The sequence below is a fragment of the Brachyspira pilosicoli genome, assembly GCF_036997485.1.
GTDB lineage: Bacteria > Spirochaetota > Brachyspiria > Brachyspirales > Brachyspiraceae > Brachyspira > Brachyspira pilosicoli_C.
In genome coordinates, this window is sequence record NZ_JAWLPU010000001.1 from 248,326 (window position 1) to 270,777 (window position 22,452).

Consider the following 22,452-nt stretch of genomic DNA (forward strand, 5'->3'; position numbering starts at 1 on the left):
TTCTATTTCTTCTATGCTCAATCCTGTGTTTTCGCTTATAATTTTTATATCTATTCCTGAATTTTTTAAGTTTTTAGCTATAGATATTGCTTTATTTTTTCTCCTTGTTCTATGCCTTTTTCAAGACCTTTTTTGGTAACTGCCATTACATCAACAATAGACTGTTTATCACTAATTGTTTTTTTCAGATTAAAAGTATTAAGTACTTTTACTTCCTCAAAAGGCTCTTGATCGTAGTCAGTTCTTAAATTTAATAAAATATGTTCATGTCCTTCTTTGGCGAACATATAACGCATAAAATAGTCATTCAAAACATTAATATTTCTCATAGATTTATTATACTAAATTAAATATAAAGTTACAAGTTTAATCATCAAAATTTACTTTCCATTTCTTTGAGATTTTTTTAGAATATCTGCAATTTCTCTAAGTTTAAGATTCTCTGCTATATCTAAAGCTGTATCTCCATAGTCATTTTCTATATTTACATCGGCTCCTTTTTCTACTAGAAATTTAACAAATGATTCATTAGATTTTCTTGTACAAGCCCACATTAAAGAAGTGTATCCATTATAATCTTGAGCATTAATATCTGCACCTTTTTCTAATAAAACTTCAGCTAATTTTATACGATTTTCCTGAAAACTTATATTATAAAAACTACCTTCAAGCATACCAAGATGTATCAAAGGAGTATATTGGTTTTTATTCTTTATGTTTACATCAGCACCTTGCTCTATTAAAAAATGAGCTATTTCAAAGTCTGGCATAGTAGTAAGAGTTTTGTTTAAAGCTGTGTATCCTTCATTATCTTGGGCATTTATATCAGCATTTTTTGAAACTAAATATTTTATTACGTCTATATTTATTTCCAAACTAGGTTTACATGCTAATATTAAAGCAGTACTTCCTCCTTTATAAAAGTTTACATCAGCACCGTTTTCAACTAATAATTTTACTGTTTCTAAATTATTTACACCATACATTAAGGCTGTATTTCCATAATTATCGAAAGCATTTATATCAGCACCTTTTTGTATTAGAAGTTCTACCACTTTTATATTATGAACTTTGGAAGCATACATTAAAGGTGTCTCTCCATCCTCATTTGTTACATTTATATCTGCACCTTTTTGTATTAGAAGTTCTGCCACTTTTATATTATGAAGTTTGGAAGCATACATTAAAGGTGTTTCTCCATCCTCATTTGTTACATTTATATCTGCACCATTATTTATTAAAAATTCTGCAGCGGATGAATTTTCATTTTTATAATAATAATATCTATAGTCAGGATGTTCATTATCTAATGAGAGTAATAGGGGAGTTTCTACTGAGCTATGTTCAGAATGTGTTTTAGCATTTACATCGGCACCTTTTTCAACTAAAAATTTAACCATATCATAGTCATTTCTTAAAGCTGCTATCATTAAAGGAGTATAATCATAATCAGCAGGAGAATGCTCCCCACCCTTTATTCTTGATTCTAAGTCAAAACCATTTTCTACTAATACTTTAAACATTTCTCTATTTAGTGCCAATTCTGTTGTATAAGCTGTATCAAGAAGTGATGCTCCATAATTGTCTTTAGTATTTACATCAGCACCATATTTTATTAATAAATTAAATATTTTTTTAGCATTTTCTAGCATTTCTTCTTTTTCGTAATGATCATAGAGAATATTATAATACAATACAGTGTTTCCATCATTATCTTTAGTATTTATATTGGCACCATTTTCTAATAAAAATTTAACCATTTCATAGTCTCCTATCATAGCAGCGTTCATTAATGCTGTAAGACCGTCTTCATCTTTTGTGTTTATATTTGCACCTTGTTGTATAAGTAATTTTGAAATATCAAATTTTCCATAATCATTAGCAATCGTTAAAGCAGTTTTCTTTTCATTATTTGCTGTATTAGGATTGGCACCTTTATCAAGCAAATATTTAACCATATCATAATCATTTCTTAAAGCTGCTATCATTAAAGGAGTATAATCATAATCAGATCTACCCGTCTTTATTCTTGACTCTAAATCAAAACCATTTTCAACTAATATTTTAAACATTTCTTTATTTTTATCAAAAGATTCTGAAATTCTATAGGATACATCAAGGAGAGATGTTCCTTCATCGTTTTTAGTATTTACATCAGCACCGTATTTTATTAATAAATTAAGTATTTTTATAGCATTTTCTTGTCCGAAACTATCATGCTTAATACTATAATATAATGCAGTTTCTCCTGATGCATCTCTAATGTTTACATCAGCACCATTTTTTAATAAAAATTCAACCATTTCATAATTTGTATCTCTAGCAGCATACATTAATGCTGTAGCACCTGCATTATCTTTAATATTGACATCAGTACCTTCTTCTATAAGTAATTTTGCTATATCATCATATCCCATTAAAGCAGCGTACATTAATGCTGTAAAACCGTATTCATCTTGAGCATTTGGATTTGCTCCTTTAGCTAAATATGATTTAACTTCTTCTATGTTATTATATTGTACAGCTAAAAAGAAAGTCTGAGAATACATAGGATACATTTTTGTAACTTGAACATATTCATTAGTATTTGTAGTTGTTGGATTAATATATACTTGTTCATTTGTTTGAGTTTGATTAGTTTGAGTATTTTCTGTTTGTTTAGTATTGCCGCTGTTACCGCCGCTGCAGGAAATTATCGAAAGTATTAAAACAAAAATAGAAATAATATTTTTCATATATACCCCCTATATCTTAAAACCAATTTGATTGTATATTGAAAAATATTCATTGTCAATTATTATAAATAGTAATTAAGTATTATCTTCTCTTTTTAGATTTCTTTTTTTCTTTTCTGGTTTTAGATGATTTAGATTTTCTTGAATATATTTCTTTTTTGTTTTTCTTTTTCTTCAAAAAATCTCTGCTGTCTATTATATCTCTGTCATCTAATGCATTATCAAATTCGCTTGCGGGTAAAAAGTCTATAAATAACTCTTCTATATTAACCCTATGAACAACTATTCTTATTTTATCTCCAAGCGTATACCATTTAGCTTCTTCATTGCTATACGCTGCCTGTTCATTTTCATCATAATGATAATGATGTCTTAAATCTGCATATCTTATTAAGCCCTCTATTCCTCTCTCTTCTATTTCAACAAATATACCAAATTTAGTAATTCCGCTTATGATGCCGTTGTATTCTTTGCCGACTTTTTCTTTCATAAACCTTGCAGCTTTTATTTTATACAAACTTCTCTCGCATTCCACAGCAACCCTCTCTGTTTTAGAACACCATTTAGCACAATTATCAAACATCTTTTGCATAGAAGGTTTCATATTTTGAGCACCTTCTAATGATAGTTTTAAAAGCCTATGAGTAAGTAAGTCAGTATATCTTCTTATAGGCGAAGTGAAGTGAGTATAATATTCAAAACCAAGACCGAAATGCCCTATATTATTAACATCATATGTAGCCTGCTTCATAGAGCGTAAAAGTAATGTAAGCAGAAGTTTTTCATCTGGTTTACCTATTATTGACTCTATAAATGAATGAAAATCTAAATTGCCTTCATTGTCAGTTGTAAGTCTGTATCCTCTGTTGAATGCTATTCTTCTAAATGTGTCTAACTTTTCAGAATCTGGGCTGTCATGCACTCTATAAATAGCACCTTTTATATTTTTTAATCTCTTAGCAACCTCGCAGTTTGCAAGAAGCATAAACTCTTCTATTATCTTATGAGTCTCTTTTCTCTCACCTATAAAAAAGTCTTTTGGGTTTCCGCCTTTATCTAATATTATTTGCGTTTCATTGAGATTAAACTCTATGCTTCCGTTATCTATTCTTTTTTGAAGAAGTATTTTTTTTATGTCATCAGCATTTTTTAAAAGTTCCAAAAGCCAATCTTCATCTTGTTCTATGCCGTCCAAAACATCTTGTGCATAATCGTAAGTTAATCTTCTGCTAGACTTTATAACGCTTTTGTGAAAAGTACTTTCTTTTATATTTCCTTTATTATCTATAGTGATAAACACTGTCATTGTGAATCTGCTCACGCCTTCATTTAAAGAACATATTCCATTAGAAAGCTCATGCGGAAACATTGGGTATACTGTATCAATTAAATAAACGCTATTTCCTCTCTTTCTCGCTTCCCTGTCTAATGCAGAACCCTCAGCTACAAAAAAACTAACATCAGCAATATGCACGCCTATTTTATATCCGTCGTTTAATTTTTCTACACTTATAGCATCATCAAAATCTTTAGAATCAACCCCGTCTATTGTTACAGTTCTTATATCTCTTAAATCTATTCTGTCAAACTCAAACCCAACATTTTCCATACTATCTGGAAGAATCTTTGCTTCTTCAAGACATTTTTTTGGGAAATCAGTAGGTATATTATATGCATTGGCTACTATTTCAGCATCTTTTTTTGCATTGTTTATTTCTACTTTTATATCTGGCTTTTCTATAATATTGGTTTTAGTGCTGTTTTCTTTTTTAGATGTTTTTTTTGGATAGCCTTTTTTTAGCTCCTGTTTTTTCAAAGCTTGTTTGGCATCTTTTTCGTTATTGCTTGAATCTAAATAATATTTCCCTTCTTTTGTGAGCTTTAATACATCGCCTTTTTTTATGATAAGTCCCATAGAACTTGCTTTATGAAGCATTTTATCAAATCTTAACTTATCTTTTTTGTTTTCAACATATTCAGCTTTATAATCTTTTATGCTTACTTGACCTTTTTTCTCTATTCTTCTTAATAACTTAATCACTTTCATAATGTTTTTATTATAGCAATAAAAAATATAATGTCAATTAATTCATAAAAACTTTATTCTCAGCAATAGAACACTATTGATTAAATGACATTTTAGTTTATCATAAAAAATAAATAAAAAATTATGGAACTTTTTATACTATGAATAAGCTATTCTTGTTTCCAAACTCTAAAGCAAGAGATAATTATATTATAAAAGAAAATGATGAATATTATAGTTTAGATATTACAAATTACAAAACAATATATGAATTCTACAAAAACAATATAGATAACTTTTTAAAAAAATACATAGTAGAAAATAATATATCACTTTTAGAAAAAGCTATAGCTATAGTAAATATGCACTCTGCAATAACCGACTTTGCAAATACAAATAAAAATTCAATAATATCTAAACAAGTTATCACTTATCAATTAGCTTCAAATCTATATTCTTTTTTAGAAGAAATTAGCTTTGCCAAATTAATATGCAATAATGAAGAGATAATTTTAAATGATGACCTCTTAAAAGATATAAATAAAATTATACAAATATATAAACTGAAAAATAAACAAATTAATGCAATTGATGAATTCGATGCTTTTGAAGAGTTTATTAAAGCAATAAAAAATAAACAAATACAAACTATCAGTAATTATAATGAAATAAATGTATACAACTTTGAAAACCTACCCAATTTATACAGCATATTACTAAATACAATACAAACTTCATATAATATAAAAATAAACATATTTTTACCAGAAGAATGTATAAAAAACTTTACACCTTATTTTAAGGATTATAATATAATTTCTTATAAAATATCAAATTTTGCAAAATCATTAATAAATAAAAAAAATATAAAAACTGATAATATAAAATTAATAACAGCATTCGGTATAAAACAAGAAACAGATACTGTATTAGATGAAATAATAAAATTAATAGAATTAAATACCTCTTTAGATGATATAACTATAATCTATTCTGATGCTGATAAATATCATGACATTATAGTTGATAGATTAAAAGAATGTAATATTCGTTTTAATGAGAGAAGAGGCAATTTTATATGGAAAATGCCGCTCATACCTGTACTTATGTCGGTATTCACTGTGCTTGACAAAAAAGATGATATAAAAATTGATGTAGAAAATCTAATTAAAATATTATCCTCTCCTTTTATAAATAAAAACGAAGAAATAAATAATTCCAATATAAGAAATATATTATATGCAGACAAAAAAATAGTAAGCATTATGCAATTAGATGATTTTACAAAAAGAGTTCAAGACAACAAGTTTATATTAGATTTTATAGAACTATTAAAAAAATTAATATATGCAAATACTTATAAAAATATAGCAATAGTATATATAGAAATATTAAAATTCTTAAAAGTAGATTTAATATTTAATAATCAATTACTTTACAAAGACAATAATCTAATTAATATCCATCAAAATGCATTAAGCTTATTTATAGAACTAATATTAAAACTTCATTCAATTGAAAATGAAGAAAAAATAGATTATTATGATTTTTATTCAGCACTAAGTACATTAATAGAAGATACTTATATAAAAACAGATAAAAGTAAATATGACGCTATAACTTTAAGTAATTTATATGATGCCAGAGGAATAAAATCAAAACATTTATTTATATTAGGCATGAATAATGATTTTTTAATTAGAAAGCCGAATACTTTTTTTATGAGCAATAAAATTAGAGAAGAAATTAATAATAAATATAAAAAACATATATTTAATACTCAAAGCTTATTGTCTGATATGTATTACAATTTATTTTTAAATATACTCTCTTCATTAGAAGATAATAGCAAGGTTTATTTTTCTTTTAGATTTAAAGATAATGAAGGCAATTTAGATATACCATTTTATTATATAGAAGATATTGCATCGGAAATAGGAATAAAAGATTTTAATAATATTAACTCTTTTATTTATAGAAAAAATTACATATCAGAAGAAGATAATATTCATACTGCAAAAGAAAGTGTTATGAGTTTATTTTTTGAAGGAGAAAATTACAATTTAACAAATAAACATTTAAATAACAATCTTCCAATTAATATAGAAGAAATTATAAAAAGCGTTTATAATAAAATCAATAAAAATCTCTATGATGATGCTAATAATAATGCAATAAAAATAATACAAGATAAGTTGTTTAGTGATGAGGGTATTAGTGTAAGCTATTTGCTCAATATAATGCAATGCCCTGCTAAGGTTTTATATAATGATGAATGTAAAATAGAAGCTGTATCATCAACTCCAGTTAGTATAGATAAAATATTGAGAGGAAGCGTTTACCATGAGATATTTAATAATTTTTACATAGAGATAAAAAATAAATACAATGATTTAAAACTAAAAACTTCAGAGTTTAATAATTACAGCAACATAGCAAAAGAAGTTATAAAAAATACTATAATAAACAATAATGAAATTATTGATGATATTGACAAAAAAATAATGGAATACGAAATAACTAATATAATGAAGCATTTTATATTAAATGAAATAGATAATATTGAAAATGATGGATTTATACCGTTTGAATTTGAACAACCTTTCAGCGGTATTAATATTTATTCTCATAATGGATTTAATGTAAAAATTAAAGGCAGAATAGACAGAATAGATTTAAGTTATAGAGATGATAAAACAATAAATGGAATAAGAATTATAGATTATAAAGGAAGCGATTATAATATTAAAGAAATAAAAAAAGATTACAATTATGATGATATAATCAATAATTATTTGCAGCCTTTGTTGTACTTAAAATATGCTATAGAAGAATATATAATTAAACAAGATAAAGACATTAATATATTTAAACAATTAGAAAAATGCGAATTAGGTTTCAGCATTTATAAAGAAAAAAATATAGTAAACAAAGAAAAGCATTATATAAAATTTGATGATAAAGAAACAATACTTACTATATTAGGGTATAATGGAGAGAATATACTTCATAATTATTTTGACAAAGTGTTAAGTTATATAGCAGATGGTAAATTAATTTTTATCCCAGGAGAAAACCAATGCAGAGATTGCATGTATTATAATTTATGTAATGAACATTATGTTTATGAATGATAAAAATAAATATTGAAAAATACAAAACTAATTTTTGACAGAATTCAATTTTTTTAGTAAAATGTTACTCATATAATAATTTATTTTGTTGTAGTTTTTGGATTTATGGAAAATACTGAAATATCAAATCTTTTAATAGAAAAGTTCAAAAATAGTGAAGAGTACAAATCTTTTGATTTAAACAATGTAAAAAACATATCAGGAATAAAAGGAGGGTCAGATTCTCTTTTTTTTGCAACTCTTTTTAAAGATAAAAATAAAAGTTTAATAATTATAAAAGAAGATGAAAATGAGGCTATGCTATTAAGTCAGGCTTTAAACTTTTATAATGTAGATAATCATTATTTTCCAGATTATGACAGTGTGCCTTTCACAAAAATGTCTCCTATTACGGATATAGTGCAAGACAGATTAAGTATTTTATATAAACTAATTAATGAAGATAAATTTATTCTAATAACAACAATAAAATCCATCGCAAGAAAACTTCCAAACAAAGAAACATTAAAAAATAATATAATCAATATAAAAGTTAATGACAAATTAAATATTGATTCTTTAAGGCTTAATTTATATGATTTTGGGTATGTGATAGAGAGAGAAGTTTCTGAGGTTGGAACTTGTGCTGTGAGGGGAAGCATAATAGATATATATTCCATTCTTTATAATAATCCAATTAGAATAGAGTTATTTGATGATGAAGTTGAGAGTATAAGATTTTTTAATATAGAAGATGGAAAATCATATAAAAATGTTGAAGAGATTATAATATATCCTGTGAGGGAAGCAATTTATAAAGATTCAATTATAGAAGAGGTTTTAAACAAAGATATTGACAGTGAATTAAAAGATAATATACAAAAAAGCAAATATTTTGCTGGAAGCGAAAACTTACTTGGGGTATTTAATAATGATTTGCAAACTATATTTGATTATACTCATGGAAGCATTATATTTACAGATGATACATTAAAACTAAAAAATAAACTAATAAATGTTTTATCAACTGCAGAAGAAAATTTTAATGATATGGATAATATATTTAAATCTTTTTATGATAATATAAACTCTCTTTATATAGATACAAATTATTTTGAAGATATAGCAAAAAATACAATTAATTTAAGTCCTTTTATAGTGGATAATAATATTCATAAATTTAGTTTCAATGAAGGAGTTTCTTTCAAATCTAAACTAACAGAGTTTTTGGATTATATTAAAGATTATAGAAAGAAAGATTATTTTATTATACTTTCTACAAGCCATTATGACCAGGCAAAGAGATTTTATAAGATAATGGATAATTTAGAACCTAAATTAATTGCATCAGAAGAAAACACTAATGAAGAAACTAAAACAATAATAGAAGAAAACAACATAGTAGATGAAGAAGAAAAACTTGATTTTTCTAATAATGAAAATGATTTTTATATAATAACAACTCAATCAGCATCAGGATTTATTAAAGATGATATAAAAACAATATTTATAGCAGATTGGGAAGTATTTGGAAGAAAAAGAAAAAGAGTAAAAAAGATACCGAAAGTAAATAAAAATATTATAGAAACATTTGTTGATTTAAATATAGGCGACTATGCTGTTCATGTAAACTATGGTATAGGAAAATATTTAGGTTTAACACGTAAACTATCGAACGGAAAAGAAAAAGATTATTTAACATTAGAGTACGCCAAAGGAGATAAACTCTATATACCAGTAGAGCAGATGAACTTTGTGCAGAAATATATATCTGGAAGCGGAGAAGAGCCAAAATTAACAGCATTAGGCGGAAGTGCTTGGGATAAAATAAAAAGCAAGGCAAGAGAAGATGCTTTAGCTACAGCAAGAGAACTTATAAAAATATATGCAATTCGTTCTCATGTTCATGGAAATATTTACGGACCAGACACTCAGTGGCAAGATGACTTCGAAGCTTCATTTAACTATGAGGAAACTGTTGATCAATTAAGGGCTATCAATGATATAAAGTCAGATATGGAAAGCGATAAGATGATGGACAGGCTTGTTTGCGGAGATGTGGGATTTGGAAAGACTGAAGTTGCTTTTAGAGCTATATTTAAAGCTGTTATGGCAGGAAAGCAATGTGCAATACTCTGCCCTACTACAATACTCTCGCAGCAGCATTATAATAATGCCAAAAAAAGATTTGAAGATTTTCCTGTTCGTATAGAAGTATTAAATAGATTTATCTCTTCAAGACAAGCTAAAAAAAATAAAGAAATGCTTGAGAATGGTTCTTGCGATATTATCATAGGTACGCACATGCTTTTATCTGATGATATTAAGTTTAAAAATTTAGGCTTAATAGTTATAGATGAAGAGCAGAGATTTGGTGTAAAACATAAAGAAGCATTAAAAAAACTTAGATTTGAAACTGATGTGCTTACACTATCTGCAACACCAATACCAAGAACATTGAATATGGCATTAACAGGCATAAGAGATATAAGTATAATAGAAACGCCTCCATTAAACAGAATACCTGTAAAAACTTATGTAATGGAATTTAATGAAAAGACTGTTGTAACTGCAATAGAGAGAGAATTAAAAAGAAACGGGCAAGTATTTTATTTATATAATAGAATAGATACTATAGAATCATTTGCTTTGATGATAAAAAAGCTATGCCCTAAGGCTTCTATATGTGTTGCACATGGAAAAATGACAGGTATTCAGTTAGAAAAAATTATGTCGGATTTTATTAACCATAAATATGATATATTAGTATCTACCACAATAATAGAAAATGGAATCGATATCCCTAATGCTAACACAATATTAATAGATAATGCTAATAAACTTGGTCTTTCTGAGTTATATCAATTAAGAGGAAGAGTTGGAAGGAGCGACAGAGAGGCTTATGCTTATATGTTTTATCCTGAAAACTTGGCACTAACAGAAGTAGCTTATAAAAGGCTTCAAGCTATATCAGAGCATACAGACCTTGGTGCTGGATTTAAGATAGCAATGAGAGATTTAGAAATAAGGGGTGCTGGCAACATATTAGGAAAAGAGCAATCTGGTATGATTTATCAGGTTGGTTATGAACTTTATACTCAAATGCTTGAAGAGGCTACCAATGAATATAAGGGTGAAATAAAAGAGGTTACTTTTGATACGGTTATAGATTTTAAACATAATTTATTTATACCAGATGAATATATATCAGACCCTAAAGAGAAAATATCAGTATATAAATTAATAATGCGTTCTCAAAGTGATGAAGATATTGACACTGCTAAAGAATATATGATAGATAAATATGGAAAGATGCCTAAAGAAATGGAAGATATATTTAGTATAGCAAAATTAAAAGTGATATTAAAAAGAGTAAGAGTATTATCAGTGATAGAAGGGCATTATAATATGTATATAAAACTTGATAAATATTCTAAAATAGATGCTAAGAAAGTATCAAAATTAGTTTCTTTGGAAGGCTCTGGAGTTTATTTTGATAAAGAAAATCTTAATCAATTAATAATACCCGTAGTAGATGATAGTTTAATGTGGAAAATAAATAAAGTGACTGAAGTAATATTAGAAATAGAAAGCATAGAAGAAAATAAAGGAAACGAAGAAAAAAGTTTAGTGGATGTCAATTTAGAATCTCAAAGAAAAAATAAGCAAAATAACATAAGAAAAAGAAAAATAATAAAAATAAATAAAAGAGATAATAATTAATCTTTATTCTCATCTTTATTTTTATCTTTTCTATTGTTAACTATTCTTGTAGTAACAGCATAAATACAAAGTAACACAAAACCTATAAGTAATAGTTTATTTATCATAATTTCTCCAAAAATCTATATAAAAATAAAAGGTGAAGTTAGTAACACCTCACCTTTTATTATATCGAAAGAAATCTAATTACCAAGTATCTCTTGGGTCATCAGCTTCTTTATAAGTTTCTAAGTACATATCAGTTCTAGCTTCCAAGTTATCGAAGTAAATGTAATATTTACCATAAGAATCTCTAGGATCAACTTTAATATTGATACCCATGAAACTTATACCTTGTTCAGCTTGACCTCTAAAGTTTTCTTGTTCTACTTTAGCAGGCACTTGTACAGTAATTTTTTTCCAACCCATAAAGTTAAGAGCTTCATTACCAATATTTTGAGGTTTACCATTAATATCATAAACATAGAAACTCATTCTATTATTATGATTTCTTCCAGCAACCCAAACACTGATTTCTTTAGTGAAACCAGGGATTTTTACAGGTCTAGGAGGAGTAACAGAAAACCAAGGGTAACCAGTTTTAAAATACTCTACTTTAGCACCTAAAATATATTTATTAGCATCAGCATTTTCAGCAGTAACATCAGCAGGGCCGCCTTCACGACGAATTATACTAATAACACCATAATCTCTAGGCATAGATGCTTGCCAAGTATTAGCAAATTCAAAATCATCTATTAAGAAATTAGTATAAGATTCAGTAACAAAATTATTTCCTGCTTGACCATTATCTTGTGCTGCATCCTGTGCGAATAACAAGAATGCAACAGTCAAAATCAACATTGTTATCAAAATACTTAATCTTTTCATTGTATTTTTCTCCTTATTAAACCTTATTGTTGCGCTTCTTGTTGAGTAGTATCACCAGTAGTAGTAGTACCACCGTCTTCACCTACAACTTTTGCACCGCCATTAGAATACTGCTCTGCAGAACTTCCGCCTATTTCTTGACCAAGAGTAGTTTCTATATCAGAACCGTCATAAGCTTCTCTAAATGTATCTGTAACTGTTTGGAAATAGTCTAATAATACAACGAAGTTATCAGCTCTTTCTTCAGGTGAAGCCCAGAAACGGAAATTCAAGAATCTTAAACCTTTAGCTCTAGGAACATAAGGTTCTTCTTGAGGTATAAAAGAAGGTACAGCTGTACTCAAATTTTTCCAACCAATATATTTTAAAGAACCAATAGGCAATGTGTAAGTATAACCGCGATAATCTTCAAATAACATTTCCATAGTATAGTCATAATTTCCACCCCATACCCATACATCAAAAGTCTGAGCTTTTCCAGGGATAATTTTTTGTACTGTTGGTACTAAATCAAAGAAATTGTATCCTTTTCTAAAGAATGATACACTTACTGATAATGAATTAGTGGAATTGTAACCTTGATTACCCATACCAAAAGGTTTAGTAGCAAATAATCTCATATTTGGGTATTTCATTACAACACCATTTTCATTTGTTCTATCGCCTGTAAACATGAAACGACTTCCATTTGATATAGGCTGCCATTCATCTAATGTTTCAAAGTTATAAAGCACTCTAGTTTCTAAATAGATACTAGAACTTTGTCCATAAACAGCAAATGAACCTAAGCATATGAATAGACAAATGATTATGAGGTAGCGAGAAATGTCTCGCATACTTCTATAGAATTTCATAGCGCACTCTCCTTAATATTTATAGCTAAGCAATTATATCCAATAACTTGCATAATTATATTATTAATAATAAAAATTGTCAACTATAAAATATAAAATTATAACTTGCATTAGCTTAATATATCGTATTGTAATAACATAATATTTACAGCATTTGATTTAAATATATATTATGATAATATTATTTTTAATTTTTTAATTAAGTAAACAAAAAATATGAGACTAAACAAATATATAGCTTCTCTAAACATAGCAAGCAGAAGAGAGGCAGATAATCTTATTAAAGACGGTAAAGTTAAAGTTAACGGAGAAATAATACTCAATCCTGCAACACAAGTATCTGAAAACGATAAAGTAGAATGCCATAAAGACGAAGAGAGTAAAATATATATAAAATTAAACAAGCCCAGGGGATATGTTGTTTCTACAAATAGAGATGAAGGAAAAACTATATACGAATTACTAAATAATAAATTAAAAGGAGTTTATCCTGTAGGCAGATTAGATAAAGATAGTAATGGACTTATACTTCTTACAAACGACGGGGTATTTGCTAAAAAAATAATAGGTGAAAACTCTAATTGCGAAAAGGAATATTATGTTAAGGTAAATAATAATATACCAGACGGAGCATTAAAAAAACTTGAATATGGAATATCTTTGGATGGAAAAAAATTAAAACCTGCTAAAACAAAAAGAATAACAAAAAATTCATTTAACATAATTCTTACAGAAGGAAGAAACAGACAAATAAGAAGAATGTGTGAGAAGGTGGGATTTGAAGTAATTATATTAAAAAGACTAAGAATTAATAATATATTTTTAAATGAACTTAAAGAAGGAAAATTTGAATATTTAACAAAAGAAGAAATTAATTGCATAATGGAAATATAATACATTATGCAATTAAATCCATATTAATTAAAAAGTACTAAAACCATCATCTGTTACATTATTAGAATTAGAAAATGTTTCGCCGAACTCTCTATCGTTAGAAATACTCACATCTTTTTTGGGCGGTTTTAATTGTGTATTAACTTTTTTAATATCATCTTTTTTGGAAGGAATATCCGGCTTTTTATTAGGTTTATCTTCTTTTGATATTTTTATATCAGAACTGCTTAATTTAAAAAAGCTAACAGCCTCTTGAAGACTTCTTGCCTGCTTAAGTAAATCTTCTGAAGTATAAGCACTCTCTTGAACCAAAGAAGCATTATGCTGCGTAACAGTATCCATTTCAGAAACAGCAATATTTACCTGATCAACACCTGCCTGCTGCTCCATAGCAGTAGAACTAATATTTTGCATTATTTTAGCAGTATCATCTATTTTTTGCTGAATATCAATAAATATCTCTTGAGATTGATGAGCTGTTTCTGTTGCTTTATTTATTTTTTCATTTGTATTATCTACCAAATCAGTAATATCTTTTACAGATGATTGAGTAGTTTGAGCCAAATTCCTAACCTCGCTCGCAACAACAGCAAACCCTTTTCCTTGATCGCCAGCTCTTGCAGCTTCAACTGCAGCATTAAGCGCTAATATATTTGTTTGAAAAGCAATATCCTCTATTATTTTTGTAATATTTTTTATCTTTGTACTAGCTTCAAATACTTCTTCTATATTTTTTGTTGTTTCTGTGATAATGCTTCCGGCATTTTCTATAGCCTCCTTAGAAGAAACCATCATATTATTTCCTGTTATAGCATAATCGGTAGAAGATTTTATTGTAGAAGCCATCTCTTCCATAGAACTTGCAGTTTCTTCCAAACTTGCAGCTTGTGATTCTGTTCTTCTTGATAAATCTGTGTTGCTGTTTGAAAGCTCCTTTGCAGCATTGACTATATTATTAGAAGCCTCATTAACTTCTGTTATAGTTTCTATTAATTTATTCCTCATACTTACAAAAGATTTTGATAAAACACCTATTTCGTCTTTTCTTGATTTTATACGCTGTTTTGAACTGCTTAAATCGCCTTGCTCTATTTTTGATGCTTCCTCTACTACAACTTCTAATGGTTTAGTAATTGTTCTTATAAATAAATTAACAAGTATAGCCAAAATTATTATAGATACTATTCCTATAATGCTTATAGCTATTATCAATTTTATATTCTGCTCATATATCTCATAATCCATCATTGCAAGAGCTATTATCCAAGGCTGATTTTTTAATTTATGATATGCTGCAGTTCTATTATGACCATCAAGATTATATGTAAGATTACCGCTTATATTACCGCTTTTAAAAGCTTCTTCATATACAGGATTTATTTTCATAACCGCTATATTCTCATACAAAGAATCCATTATATTGTATAATTTGTCAGTAGTTATAAAAAGTCCGCCTGTTTTTCCTAAATCAATATTTGCAAAATGAGTTTGATGAAGCATATACCAATCTAAAAAAATATAAATATAACCTATTGTAATATTATACGAATCTTTAACAGGTTTTATAGCTGGCATAGCCCATTTTGAAGTAATTTCTGATTGAACAAGTTTATCAGCATATACAACCCCATCTGTATTTGAAGCAACAAACCTATTCCAAGCATCTGGAATATAATCTTTAAGATTTTTTCCTAAAGCAGAAGAAGATAATGAATCTAAAAATATATCCCCTTCAGAGTCAGCTATACCAAAATTAATTAGATAAAGATTATTATCTTTAAATTTATTTATAGTTTCAGACAATAATTCTTCAGTAAAATTAACATCATTTTCTAAATATTTAACAACTGTAGGAGTAACAGAATATGTACTTATTAGAGATGTTTGCAAATCAAACCAAGTATCTAAAACAGAAGCATATCCAGCTATAGTGCTATTAAACCCGCCTAATCTGCTTTTACTAATACCTACGCTTGCTATATTTACAGAAGATATTAACATCACTATTATAATTAAAACAACTATAGAACATATTACAAATGGTATTCTAAAACCTAAACTATTTACTTTTTTCATAATTCAACAACTCCTTACTGATATATTGTTGTACTGTTTATTTTAATATAAAAAATTATTAAAAAAAAGCTACAGTATTAAAATGAATGTAATACTATAGCTTTTAAATGTTTTTTAACAAAAAATATTATCTATAAGATTTTTCTAATACAGTTAATACTTCTTCATCTGTAAAGTTATGAGGATCACATTCAAATAATCCGCCCATAGCAAATTTAGCATTCTTAGCTATTTTTGGCAAGTCTTCTTTGCTAATACCATAATCGGAAAGTTTTAGATTATCTACACCGCAAGCCTTCTGCAAATCAACTAAAGCCTCTACAAAATCCATAGCCTTATTAGCATCTTTTTTACCTAAAGCCTTAGCCATATTAACCATCTTTTCATCGCAATCATGTGAATTTGCTATTGCAGTATAATACTCTTTACTTATCATAATAAGCCCAGCACCATGCTCAAGTTTTGGATAATAAGCACTTAAAGCATGCTCCATAGAATGTTCTGATGTACAGCTTGAAGTACTTTCCACTATTCCAGATAAAGTATTAGCCATAGCAACATCTTCTCTTGCTTTCATATTGTTGCCGTCTTTAACAGCATCAGCCAAACTTTTGCCTATAAGCTCTATTGCTTTTAATGCAAATAAATCACTCATATCTGTTGCAATTTTATTAATATATCCTTCTGTGCTATGGAACAATGCATCAAAACCTTGATAAGCAGTAAGTTTAGGAGGAACTGTTTTCATAAGTTCTGGATCTACTATAGAAAGATAAGGATAAGTTTTTTCATAACCGAAACCTATTTTTTCATTGCCGTTAGTGATAACAGTCCAAGGGTCAGCTTCTGTACCTGTGCCTGCTGTAGTAGTAATAGCAACTATTGGAAGAGGGTCATTAGGTATTGCTTTACCCTTACCAGTACCGCCGAATATATAATCCCAATAATCGCCATCATTCGTAGCCATTATAGCAATAGATTTTGATGAATCCATACTGCTTCCGCCGCCTATACCTATTACAAAATCACAATTTTCTTTTTTTGCTAAAGCAGCTCCTTCCATTACATGGTCTTTTATTGGGTTAGGCAAAATTTTGTCAAATAAAACATAGCTTACATTCGCCTTTTTTAATTCTTCTTCTAATCTATTTAAATAACCATATTTCTTTATAGAAGTACCGCCTGTAACAATTAATGCTTTTTTGCCCGGAAGCTTTTGTTTATGCAGTTTATTTAGAGAACCTGTACCAAATATAACTTTACTTGGCATATAAAAATTAAAATCCATAATATAGCTCCTATTTTTTAATAAATAAAATAATGAATGATTGAAATTATACAACTGTGCCATATTTAAATCAAATTAATAATAATTTTTATATTTTTGTTTGTGGGGACTAGCCCCCTGCGAAGCGTGCCCGTAGGGTACACACCCCCAGTTCTTTTATTGATATAAAAGAACCAAAAGAACTGCATTAAAAAAACTAGCTTTTAAGCATATCCAAAATCAGATATTATTTTATACTTAATATATATTCATGAGATATTAGCTATAGTATTTGTACTTTTTGCAACTTTTTGCTACGGGAAAAAGTTGAATAAAAAAATCATATAACAAAATATAGTTATTTTAGAATATGTTGATTTTAGTTTGTCATAAAATATTTCTTAAGTTTTTGTTTGTGGTGGCTTTGCCCCCTGCGAAGCGTGCCCGTAGGGCTAAAAATTTGACAAAATATAAAATCTTTAGTTTTTAATATTTAATTAACAATAAAGGCTTAAACATGATAAAAAATTTAAATGAAGTAACTAAAACTTTAGGATTTAAAATAATAATAATAGTGGTATTAGGACTATTGCTTTTAATACCTATGACATTTATAAACAGTGTTGTAAGAGATAGGATTCGTTATCAAAATGAGGCTATATCTTCTATAATAGAGCCTGTTGGTGATAGTGCTAATATACAAGGTGTAGTTATTGCTATACCATATTTGGAAAAGTTTATTGACAGCGAAACTAAAGAGATAGGATATGCAAGGAAATATATTTTTTATATGCCTAATGAATATAATATTACAGGTGATGTTGAAGTTACAAGTTTAAGCAGAGGTATTTTTAAAGCCCCTATTTTTAATTCTAAGTTAAATATTACAGGAAGATTCGATAAATATAATGCTGAAATATATAACTTAGATGAAAACAATACTATTATACTTTATGATGAAGCTATGATTATATTAGGAATAGGAAACAAAAAAAATCTTATAAAACTTCCTAATATATTAATTGATAATAATGAAGAGCTTAAATATTATGAGAAAAATATTAATATAGATTTAAATATGTTTAATAATAAATTTCTATACACTATTTCAAGAGATAGTATATTAAACGGCTTTGATTTCAATATTACAATGGACATTCAAGGAGGAAACTCTCTTATAATAACTCCATTAGCTTCTGAGAATACTTTTAAAATCTCTTCAAAATGGAAAGACCCTAGTTTTACAGGAGGATTTTTACCTACAAAAAGAGAAGTTAATAATAATGGATTTAATGCTGAATGGAACATAGCAAGCTTTAATACTTCATTTACAAAATATTGGACTAGCGATGAAAATTCTAATAGGTTAAACAATATAGACAATAACCAATATTATACCAGCAATCAAGAATCTAATAATATTTTAGTGTCATTTTTGCTTCTCAATGACAATTATCAGAAAACTTCAAGAAGCGTAAAGTATGCTATATTATTTATATTCATTCCGTTTTTTGTATTATTTTTATGCGAAGTGCTTTCAAAAAAACGCATACACCCTGTGCAGTATATACTCATAGGAATAGCTAATGCGATATTTTATCTTCTGCTTTTAGCAATATCTGAGCATATCAATTTTAATATTAGTTATTTTATAAGTGCATTGATGGTTACAGCTTTAACTTCTATATATATAGGATACATTATAAAATCTCCAAGATACACTATTTCAATGGCTATAGTAGAGTCTTTGATTTATATATTCTTGTTTGGAATATTACAATTAACTGATTATGCATTACTCATGGGCACATTAGGGCTATTTGCTGTTATTGCTCTTGCCATGTACTTCACACGAAATGTTGATTGGTATGGTGAAAACAATTAACAAATTTAAAAAATTATTACCGCACGGTGGAATAAACTTTTTTATATAATAAAATTCAAATTATAAGTTTATTAATATTTTAAATTTTTCTATGCGTGCGGTTATAAATATAATAAATTTAAATAAAGTTTTTAGATATAGATAAAATACTAATAAAGAATAAATATATACAAAATTTATAATTTTATAAAAAATTAGTTTTTTTAATTTTGATTATTTGCATGGTTTTATCATACACTCAAGTTAACTTTTATAAATACTCTTAAAATATTAAGTTGTAGTATGTACATTCTTGAGAAATCATATCTAAAGTAGAATTTTTTTTTTACTAAACCAGCAAAGCGCAGCATCTGAAAAACAATAATAAAAAAATTAACAAACTTAATGATTCTTAGTATATATAAAAAGAGCTGAGAAATAATAATCTCAGCTCTAAAATAACATTTTATATAATGTATTTTATTCTTCTATAATAATAACATAAGTCATTCTAGAACGTTTTATTGTAATTGTAAAAGACTTATCATTACCATAAGATTTTATAAACTTATTATAATCATCAATATTTGATATTGTTATTCCATTAATAGCTTTAATCACATCTCCAGGTCTAAGTCCAGCAGAATAAGCTTTAGAGTTTTGAGTCATATTTACTACAACAACACCTCTCTCATTGCTTCTAATCTGAAGTCTTTGAGATATCTCTGGAGTAACATCAGAAACGTCTAACCCCATCCAAGCATTAGCATCTCTGCTGCTTTGTGATGAATTAGAGTTAGGCACAACTTGCTCATCTTCCTCTCTAGCTTCTATCGTAATTCTTGTAATTTTTTCTTTTCCATTTCTTAAATATTTAACTTCAACTTTACTTCCAACTTTAGTAGTTGCAACTTTATTAAATAAATCAACACTCTTAGTCATTCTCTCGCCGTCAAACTCTATAATAATATCACCATCTTGTAATCCCCCCTTAGAGGCAGGAGAATTAGGTATAACCTCACTTACATAAACTCCAGAGTTTTGTTTAACATTTAATCCCCTCGAAAGATTTTCATCAATATCTTGTAAATATATTCCTAAATACCCTCTAGTAACTCTTCCATTTTCTTTTAAATCTTTCATAACAGAAGTAGCAATGTTAATAGGAGTAGCAAATCCTATACCAATGCTTCCGCCAGAAGTAGAATATATCAAAGTATTAATTCCTATAACTTGACCATGTATATTAAATAATGGACCGCCGGAATTACCTGGGTTTATAGCAACATCTGTTTGAATATATCTCTGATATCTATTAGCACCAACATCGCTTCTACCTTTAGCACTAACTATACCAAAAGTAACAGTATTGTTTAAACCATAAGGGTTACCAATAGCAATAGCAAACTCACCAGGTTCAATGGCATCACTGTCTCCCAAAGCTACATAAGGAAATACCCTGTCAGATTCAATTTTTAATAAAGCTAAATCATAAGCCTCATCATACCCTATTAATTTAGCAGGCAATTCCTCATCTTCACCATATAAAGTAACCATAATTTTAGTAGCGCCTTTAACAACATGGTAATTAGAAAGAACATATCCTTCATCATTAACTATGAAACCGCTTCCTAAAGATTTTTGACTTCTTCTCTGCCTAGGCATTTGGTCTCCAAAGAAGAATCTGAAAAACTCATCAGCATATCTATCTTCATAAGTCTGACCAGATTCAATTTCTGTAGATATATTAACAACTGCAGGCATATTTTTATCAACAACTTCTCTAATAGCACTCTCAACTTCTAAAGCCCCATCTAAAGAGCCATTAAAAGCAGCCTTTTCTGGCGCAGCCTGGGCATGCACAATGAAATCTCCGTCTTTAGAATTCTTCTCATAAGAGAAAATAAAAAATGATATTATTATTCCTAATAAAGTAAATGTAAGACCAAGATTGAGAAAAAACATAAACGACTTTTTATTTTGATTCATATATATAATTACCTCCTATAATTGTGGTTTCTATATAACTAATTTTACTATATTGATTGAATGATGATTTCACTATATAAACCTATTATAAAAAAGTAAAGTAAAAACTTATCTATAATTATTATGCTTATAAAAAATTTCAGGCTCACCATTAGGACGAGTATTCCATCTTGGATGCACCCAAAGCCAATTCTCAGGATACTTTCTTATAATATCTTCTAATTTTTTAGTATATTTTTGAGTATTATAATATAAAGTCTCCTCTTTAGTGCCTTTTTCTTCAATATGCATCATTTCGGATACAATTATTTTATGATGACCATACCTATCCGGCACATCATACATTATAACTATAGGAGCTTTGGTCTTCATAGCCACTGCAATAGGTCCAACTGCAGTAGCACATTTTTCACCAAAAAAATCAACATAAATGCCTTCTAAATAATTTTGATCGCATAAAAAAGCAACCGCCTTGTTCTCTCTCAAGGTATAAAATATCTCTTTTAAATTGCCCTTTCTCGCAATACATTTAGCCCCTCTCTTCTCCCTCCAAGACTTCATATAAGCATCTAATTTAGGATTATCTAAAGGCCTCACTATAACACTAGGATTATATCCATGAATACCAAAATATGAAGCTATATACTCCCAATTACCAATATGCCCAGTAATAACTACTACACCCTTATTTTCTTTTAAAGCGTTATCAAATATATCTCTGCCTTCTATCTTTATGCGCTTTAATATCTCTTTATCAGACATTCTTGAAGCCTTTATAAACTCAGCAAAAGTCATCATCATAGACTTCATAGAGCGTCTAGCAATCATTCTTCTCTCCAAATAAGATTTTTCTGGAAAAGCTTGCTTCAAATTAATTAAAGCAACTTTTCTGCTACCCGGAGCTACATAAAACATCAAAATCCCTATAATTTTCGCAAAAAATATCACAAAAATATAAGGGAAAAATGATATTATCTCCATTAATATTCTTAATGGAATATATTCAAGCATAATAATTTTTTTTGATTTATAAGCCAATTC

Annotated in this window: 12 protein-coding genes and 1 pseudogene; 4 read left to right on the forward strand and 9 right to left on the reverse strand. The window is 27.8% G+C overall.

The annotated features are described in order from the left end of the window. Positions 1 to 125: 125 nt before the first annotated feature. The 3 genes and pseudogenes from R4I97_RS01080 to R4I97_RS01090 all read right to left on the reverse strand — a co-directional run. Positions 126 to 329 (reverse strand): annotated as a pseudogene (locus R4I97_RS01080) (PD-(D/E)XK nuclease family transposase); the annotation flags it as partial. A gap of 51 nt (positions 330 to 380) precedes the next feature. Further along, positions 381 to 2,735: an ankyrin repeat domain-containing protein gene (locus R4I97_RS01085; RefSeq protein ID WP_335783312.1), complete on the reverse strand. Its 2,355-nt coding sequence runs from the start codon at positions 2,733 to 2,735 to the stop codon at positions 381 to 383. A gap of 82 nt (positions 2,736 to 2,817) precedes the next feature. Continuing rightward, the gene (locus R4I97_RS01090; protein WP_335783313.1) at positions 2,818 to 4,782 is read right to left on the reverse strand and encodes a VacB/RNase II family 3'-5' exoribonuclease; all 1,965 of its coding nucleotides are present in this window, start codon (positions 4,780 to 4,782) and stop codon (positions 2,818 to 2,820) included. A 140-nt stretch (positions 4,783 to 4,922) separates the two neighbouring features. On the opposite strand from R4I97_RS01090, the gene R4I97_RS01095 reads away from it, so the two are divergent. After that, positions 4,923 to 7,895, forward strand: a complete 2,973-nt coding sequence (locus tag R4I97_RS01095; RefSeq protein ID WP_335783314.1) for a PD-(D/E)XK nuclease family protein — start codon at positions 4,923 to 4,925, stop codon at positions 7,893 to 7,895. Positions 7,896 to 8,000: 105 nt separating this feature from the next. After that, positions 8,001 to 11,597 (forward strand): transcription-repair coupling factor, encoded by a 3,597-nt coding sequence (mfd, locus tag R4I97_RS01100; RefSeq protein WP_335783315.1) that lies wholly within the window; start codon positions 8,001 to 8,003, stop codon positions 11,595 to 11,597. Between the two features lie 186 nt (positions 11,598 to 11,783). Here the strand turns inward: mfd and R4I97_RS01105 are convergent, their stop codons facing one another. Both R4I97_RS01105 and R4I97_RS01110 read right to left on the reverse strand, forming a co-directional pair. After that, complete coding sequence (locus tag R4I97_RS01105; RefSeq protein ID WP_335783316.1) at positions 11,784 to 12,467, reverse strand: flagellar filament outer layer protein FlaA; 684 nt, start codon at positions 12,465 to 12,467, stop codon at positions 11,784 to 11,786. A 23-nt stretch (positions 12,468 to 12,490) separates the two neighbouring features. Further along, on the reverse strand, positions 12,491 to 13,321 hold the full coding sequence (locus tag R4I97_RS01110; RefSeq protein WP_335783317.1) for a flagellar filament outer layer protein FlaA: 831 nt from the start codon (positions 13,319 to 13,321) through the stop codon (positions 12,491 to 12,493). Positions 13,322 to 13,537: 216 nt separating this feature from the next. On the opposite strand from R4I97_RS01110, the gene R4I97_RS01115 reads away from it, so the two are divergent. Then, on the forward strand, positions 13,538 to 14,215 hold the full coding sequence (locus R4I97_RS01115; RefSeq protein WP_335783318.1) for a pseudouridine synthase: 678 nt from the start codon (positions 13,538 to 13,540) through the stop codon (positions 14,213 to 14,215). Positions 14,216 to 14,242: 27 nt separating this feature from the next. Here R4I97_RS01115 and R4I97_RS01120 read toward each other — a convergent pair whose 3' ends face one another. After that, positions 14,243 to 16,291, reverse strand: a complete 2,049-nt coding sequence (locus R4I97_RS01120) for a methyl-accepting chemotaxis protein (protein WP_335783319.1) — start codon at positions 16,289 to 16,291, stop codon at positions 14,243 to 14,245. A 127-nt stretch (positions 16,292 to 16,418) separates the two neighbouring features. Further along, a complete protein-coding gene (locus R4I97_RS01125) occupies positions 16,419 to 17,579 on the reverse strand; it encodes an iron-containing alcohol dehydrogenase (protein ID WP_335783320.1) in 1,161 nt (386 codons plus the stop codon). A 496-nt stretch (positions 17,580 to 18,075) separates the two neighbouring features. Here R4I97_RS01125 and creD point away from each other — a divergent pair, with 496 nt between their 5' ends. Beyond that, positions 18,076 to 19,443, forward strand: coding sequence for a cell envelope integrity protein CreD (gene creD, locus R4I97_RS01130; protein WP_335783321.1), 1,368 nt, complete (start codon positions 18,076 to 18,078; stop codon positions 19,441 to 19,443). Positions 19,444 to 19,902: 459 nt separating this feature from the next. On the opposite strand, the gene R4I97_RS01135 is transcribed toward creD, so the two are convergent. Further along, positions 19,903 to 21,411, reverse strand: coding sequence for a Do family serine endopeptidase (locus R4I97_RS01135; RefSeq protein ID WP_335783322.1), 1,509 nt, complete (start codon positions 21,409 to 21,411; stop codon positions 19,903 to 19,905). Positions 21,412 to 21,519: 108 nt separating this feature from the next. Then, positions 21,520 to 22,449 (reverse strand): lysophospholipid acyltransferase family protein, encoded by a 930-nt coding sequence (locus R4I97_RS01140; protein WP_335783323.1) that lies wholly within the window; start codon positions 22,447 to 22,449, stop codon positions 21,520 to 21,522. Between the last annotated feature and the right edge of the window lie 3 nt (positions 22,450 to 22,452).

Coding starts and splice junctions, on each gene's coding strand:
- R4I97_RS01085 (WP_335783312.1), bottom strand. CDS start 2,735: ATGAAAAATATTATTTCTATTTTTGTTTTAATACTTTCGATAATTTCC.
- R4I97_RS01090 (WP_335783313.1), bottom strand. CDS start 4,782: ATGAAAGTGATTAAGTTATTAAGAAGAATAGAGAAAAAAGGTCAAGTA.
- R4I97_RS01095 (WP_335783314.1), top strand. CDS start 4,923: ATGAATAAGCTATTCTTGTTTCCAAACTCTAAAGCAAGAGATAATTAT.
- mfd (WP_335783315.1), top strand. CDS start 8,001: ATGGAAAATACTGAAATATCAAATCTTTTAATAGAAAAGTTCAAAAAT.
- R4I97_RS01105 (WP_335783316.1), bottom strand. CDS start 12,467: ATGAAAAGATTAAGTATTTTGATAACAATGTTGATTTTGACTGTTGCA.
- R4I97_RS01110 (WP_335783317.1), bottom strand. CDS start 13,321: ATGAAATTCTATAGAAGTATGCGAGACATTTCTCGCTACCTCATAATC.
- R4I97_RS01115 (WP_335783318.1), top strand. CDS start 13,538: ATGAGACTAAACAAATATATAGCTTCTCTAAACATAGCAAGCAGAAGA.
- R4I97_RS01120 (WP_335783319.1), bottom strand. CDS start 16,291: ATGAAAAAAGTAAATAGTTTAGGTTTTAGAATACCATTTGTAATATGT.
- R4I97_RS01125 (WP_335783320.1), bottom strand. CDS start 17,579: ATGGATTTTAATTTTTATATGCCAAGTAAAGTTATATTTGGTACAGGT.
- creD (WP_335783321.1), top strand. CDS start 18,076: ATGATAAAAAATTTAAATGAAGTAACTAAAACTTTAGGATTTAAAATA.
- R4I97_RS01135 (WP_335783322.1), bottom strand. CDS start 21,411: ATGAATCAAAATAAAAAGTCGTTTATGTTTTTTCTCAATCTTGGTCTT.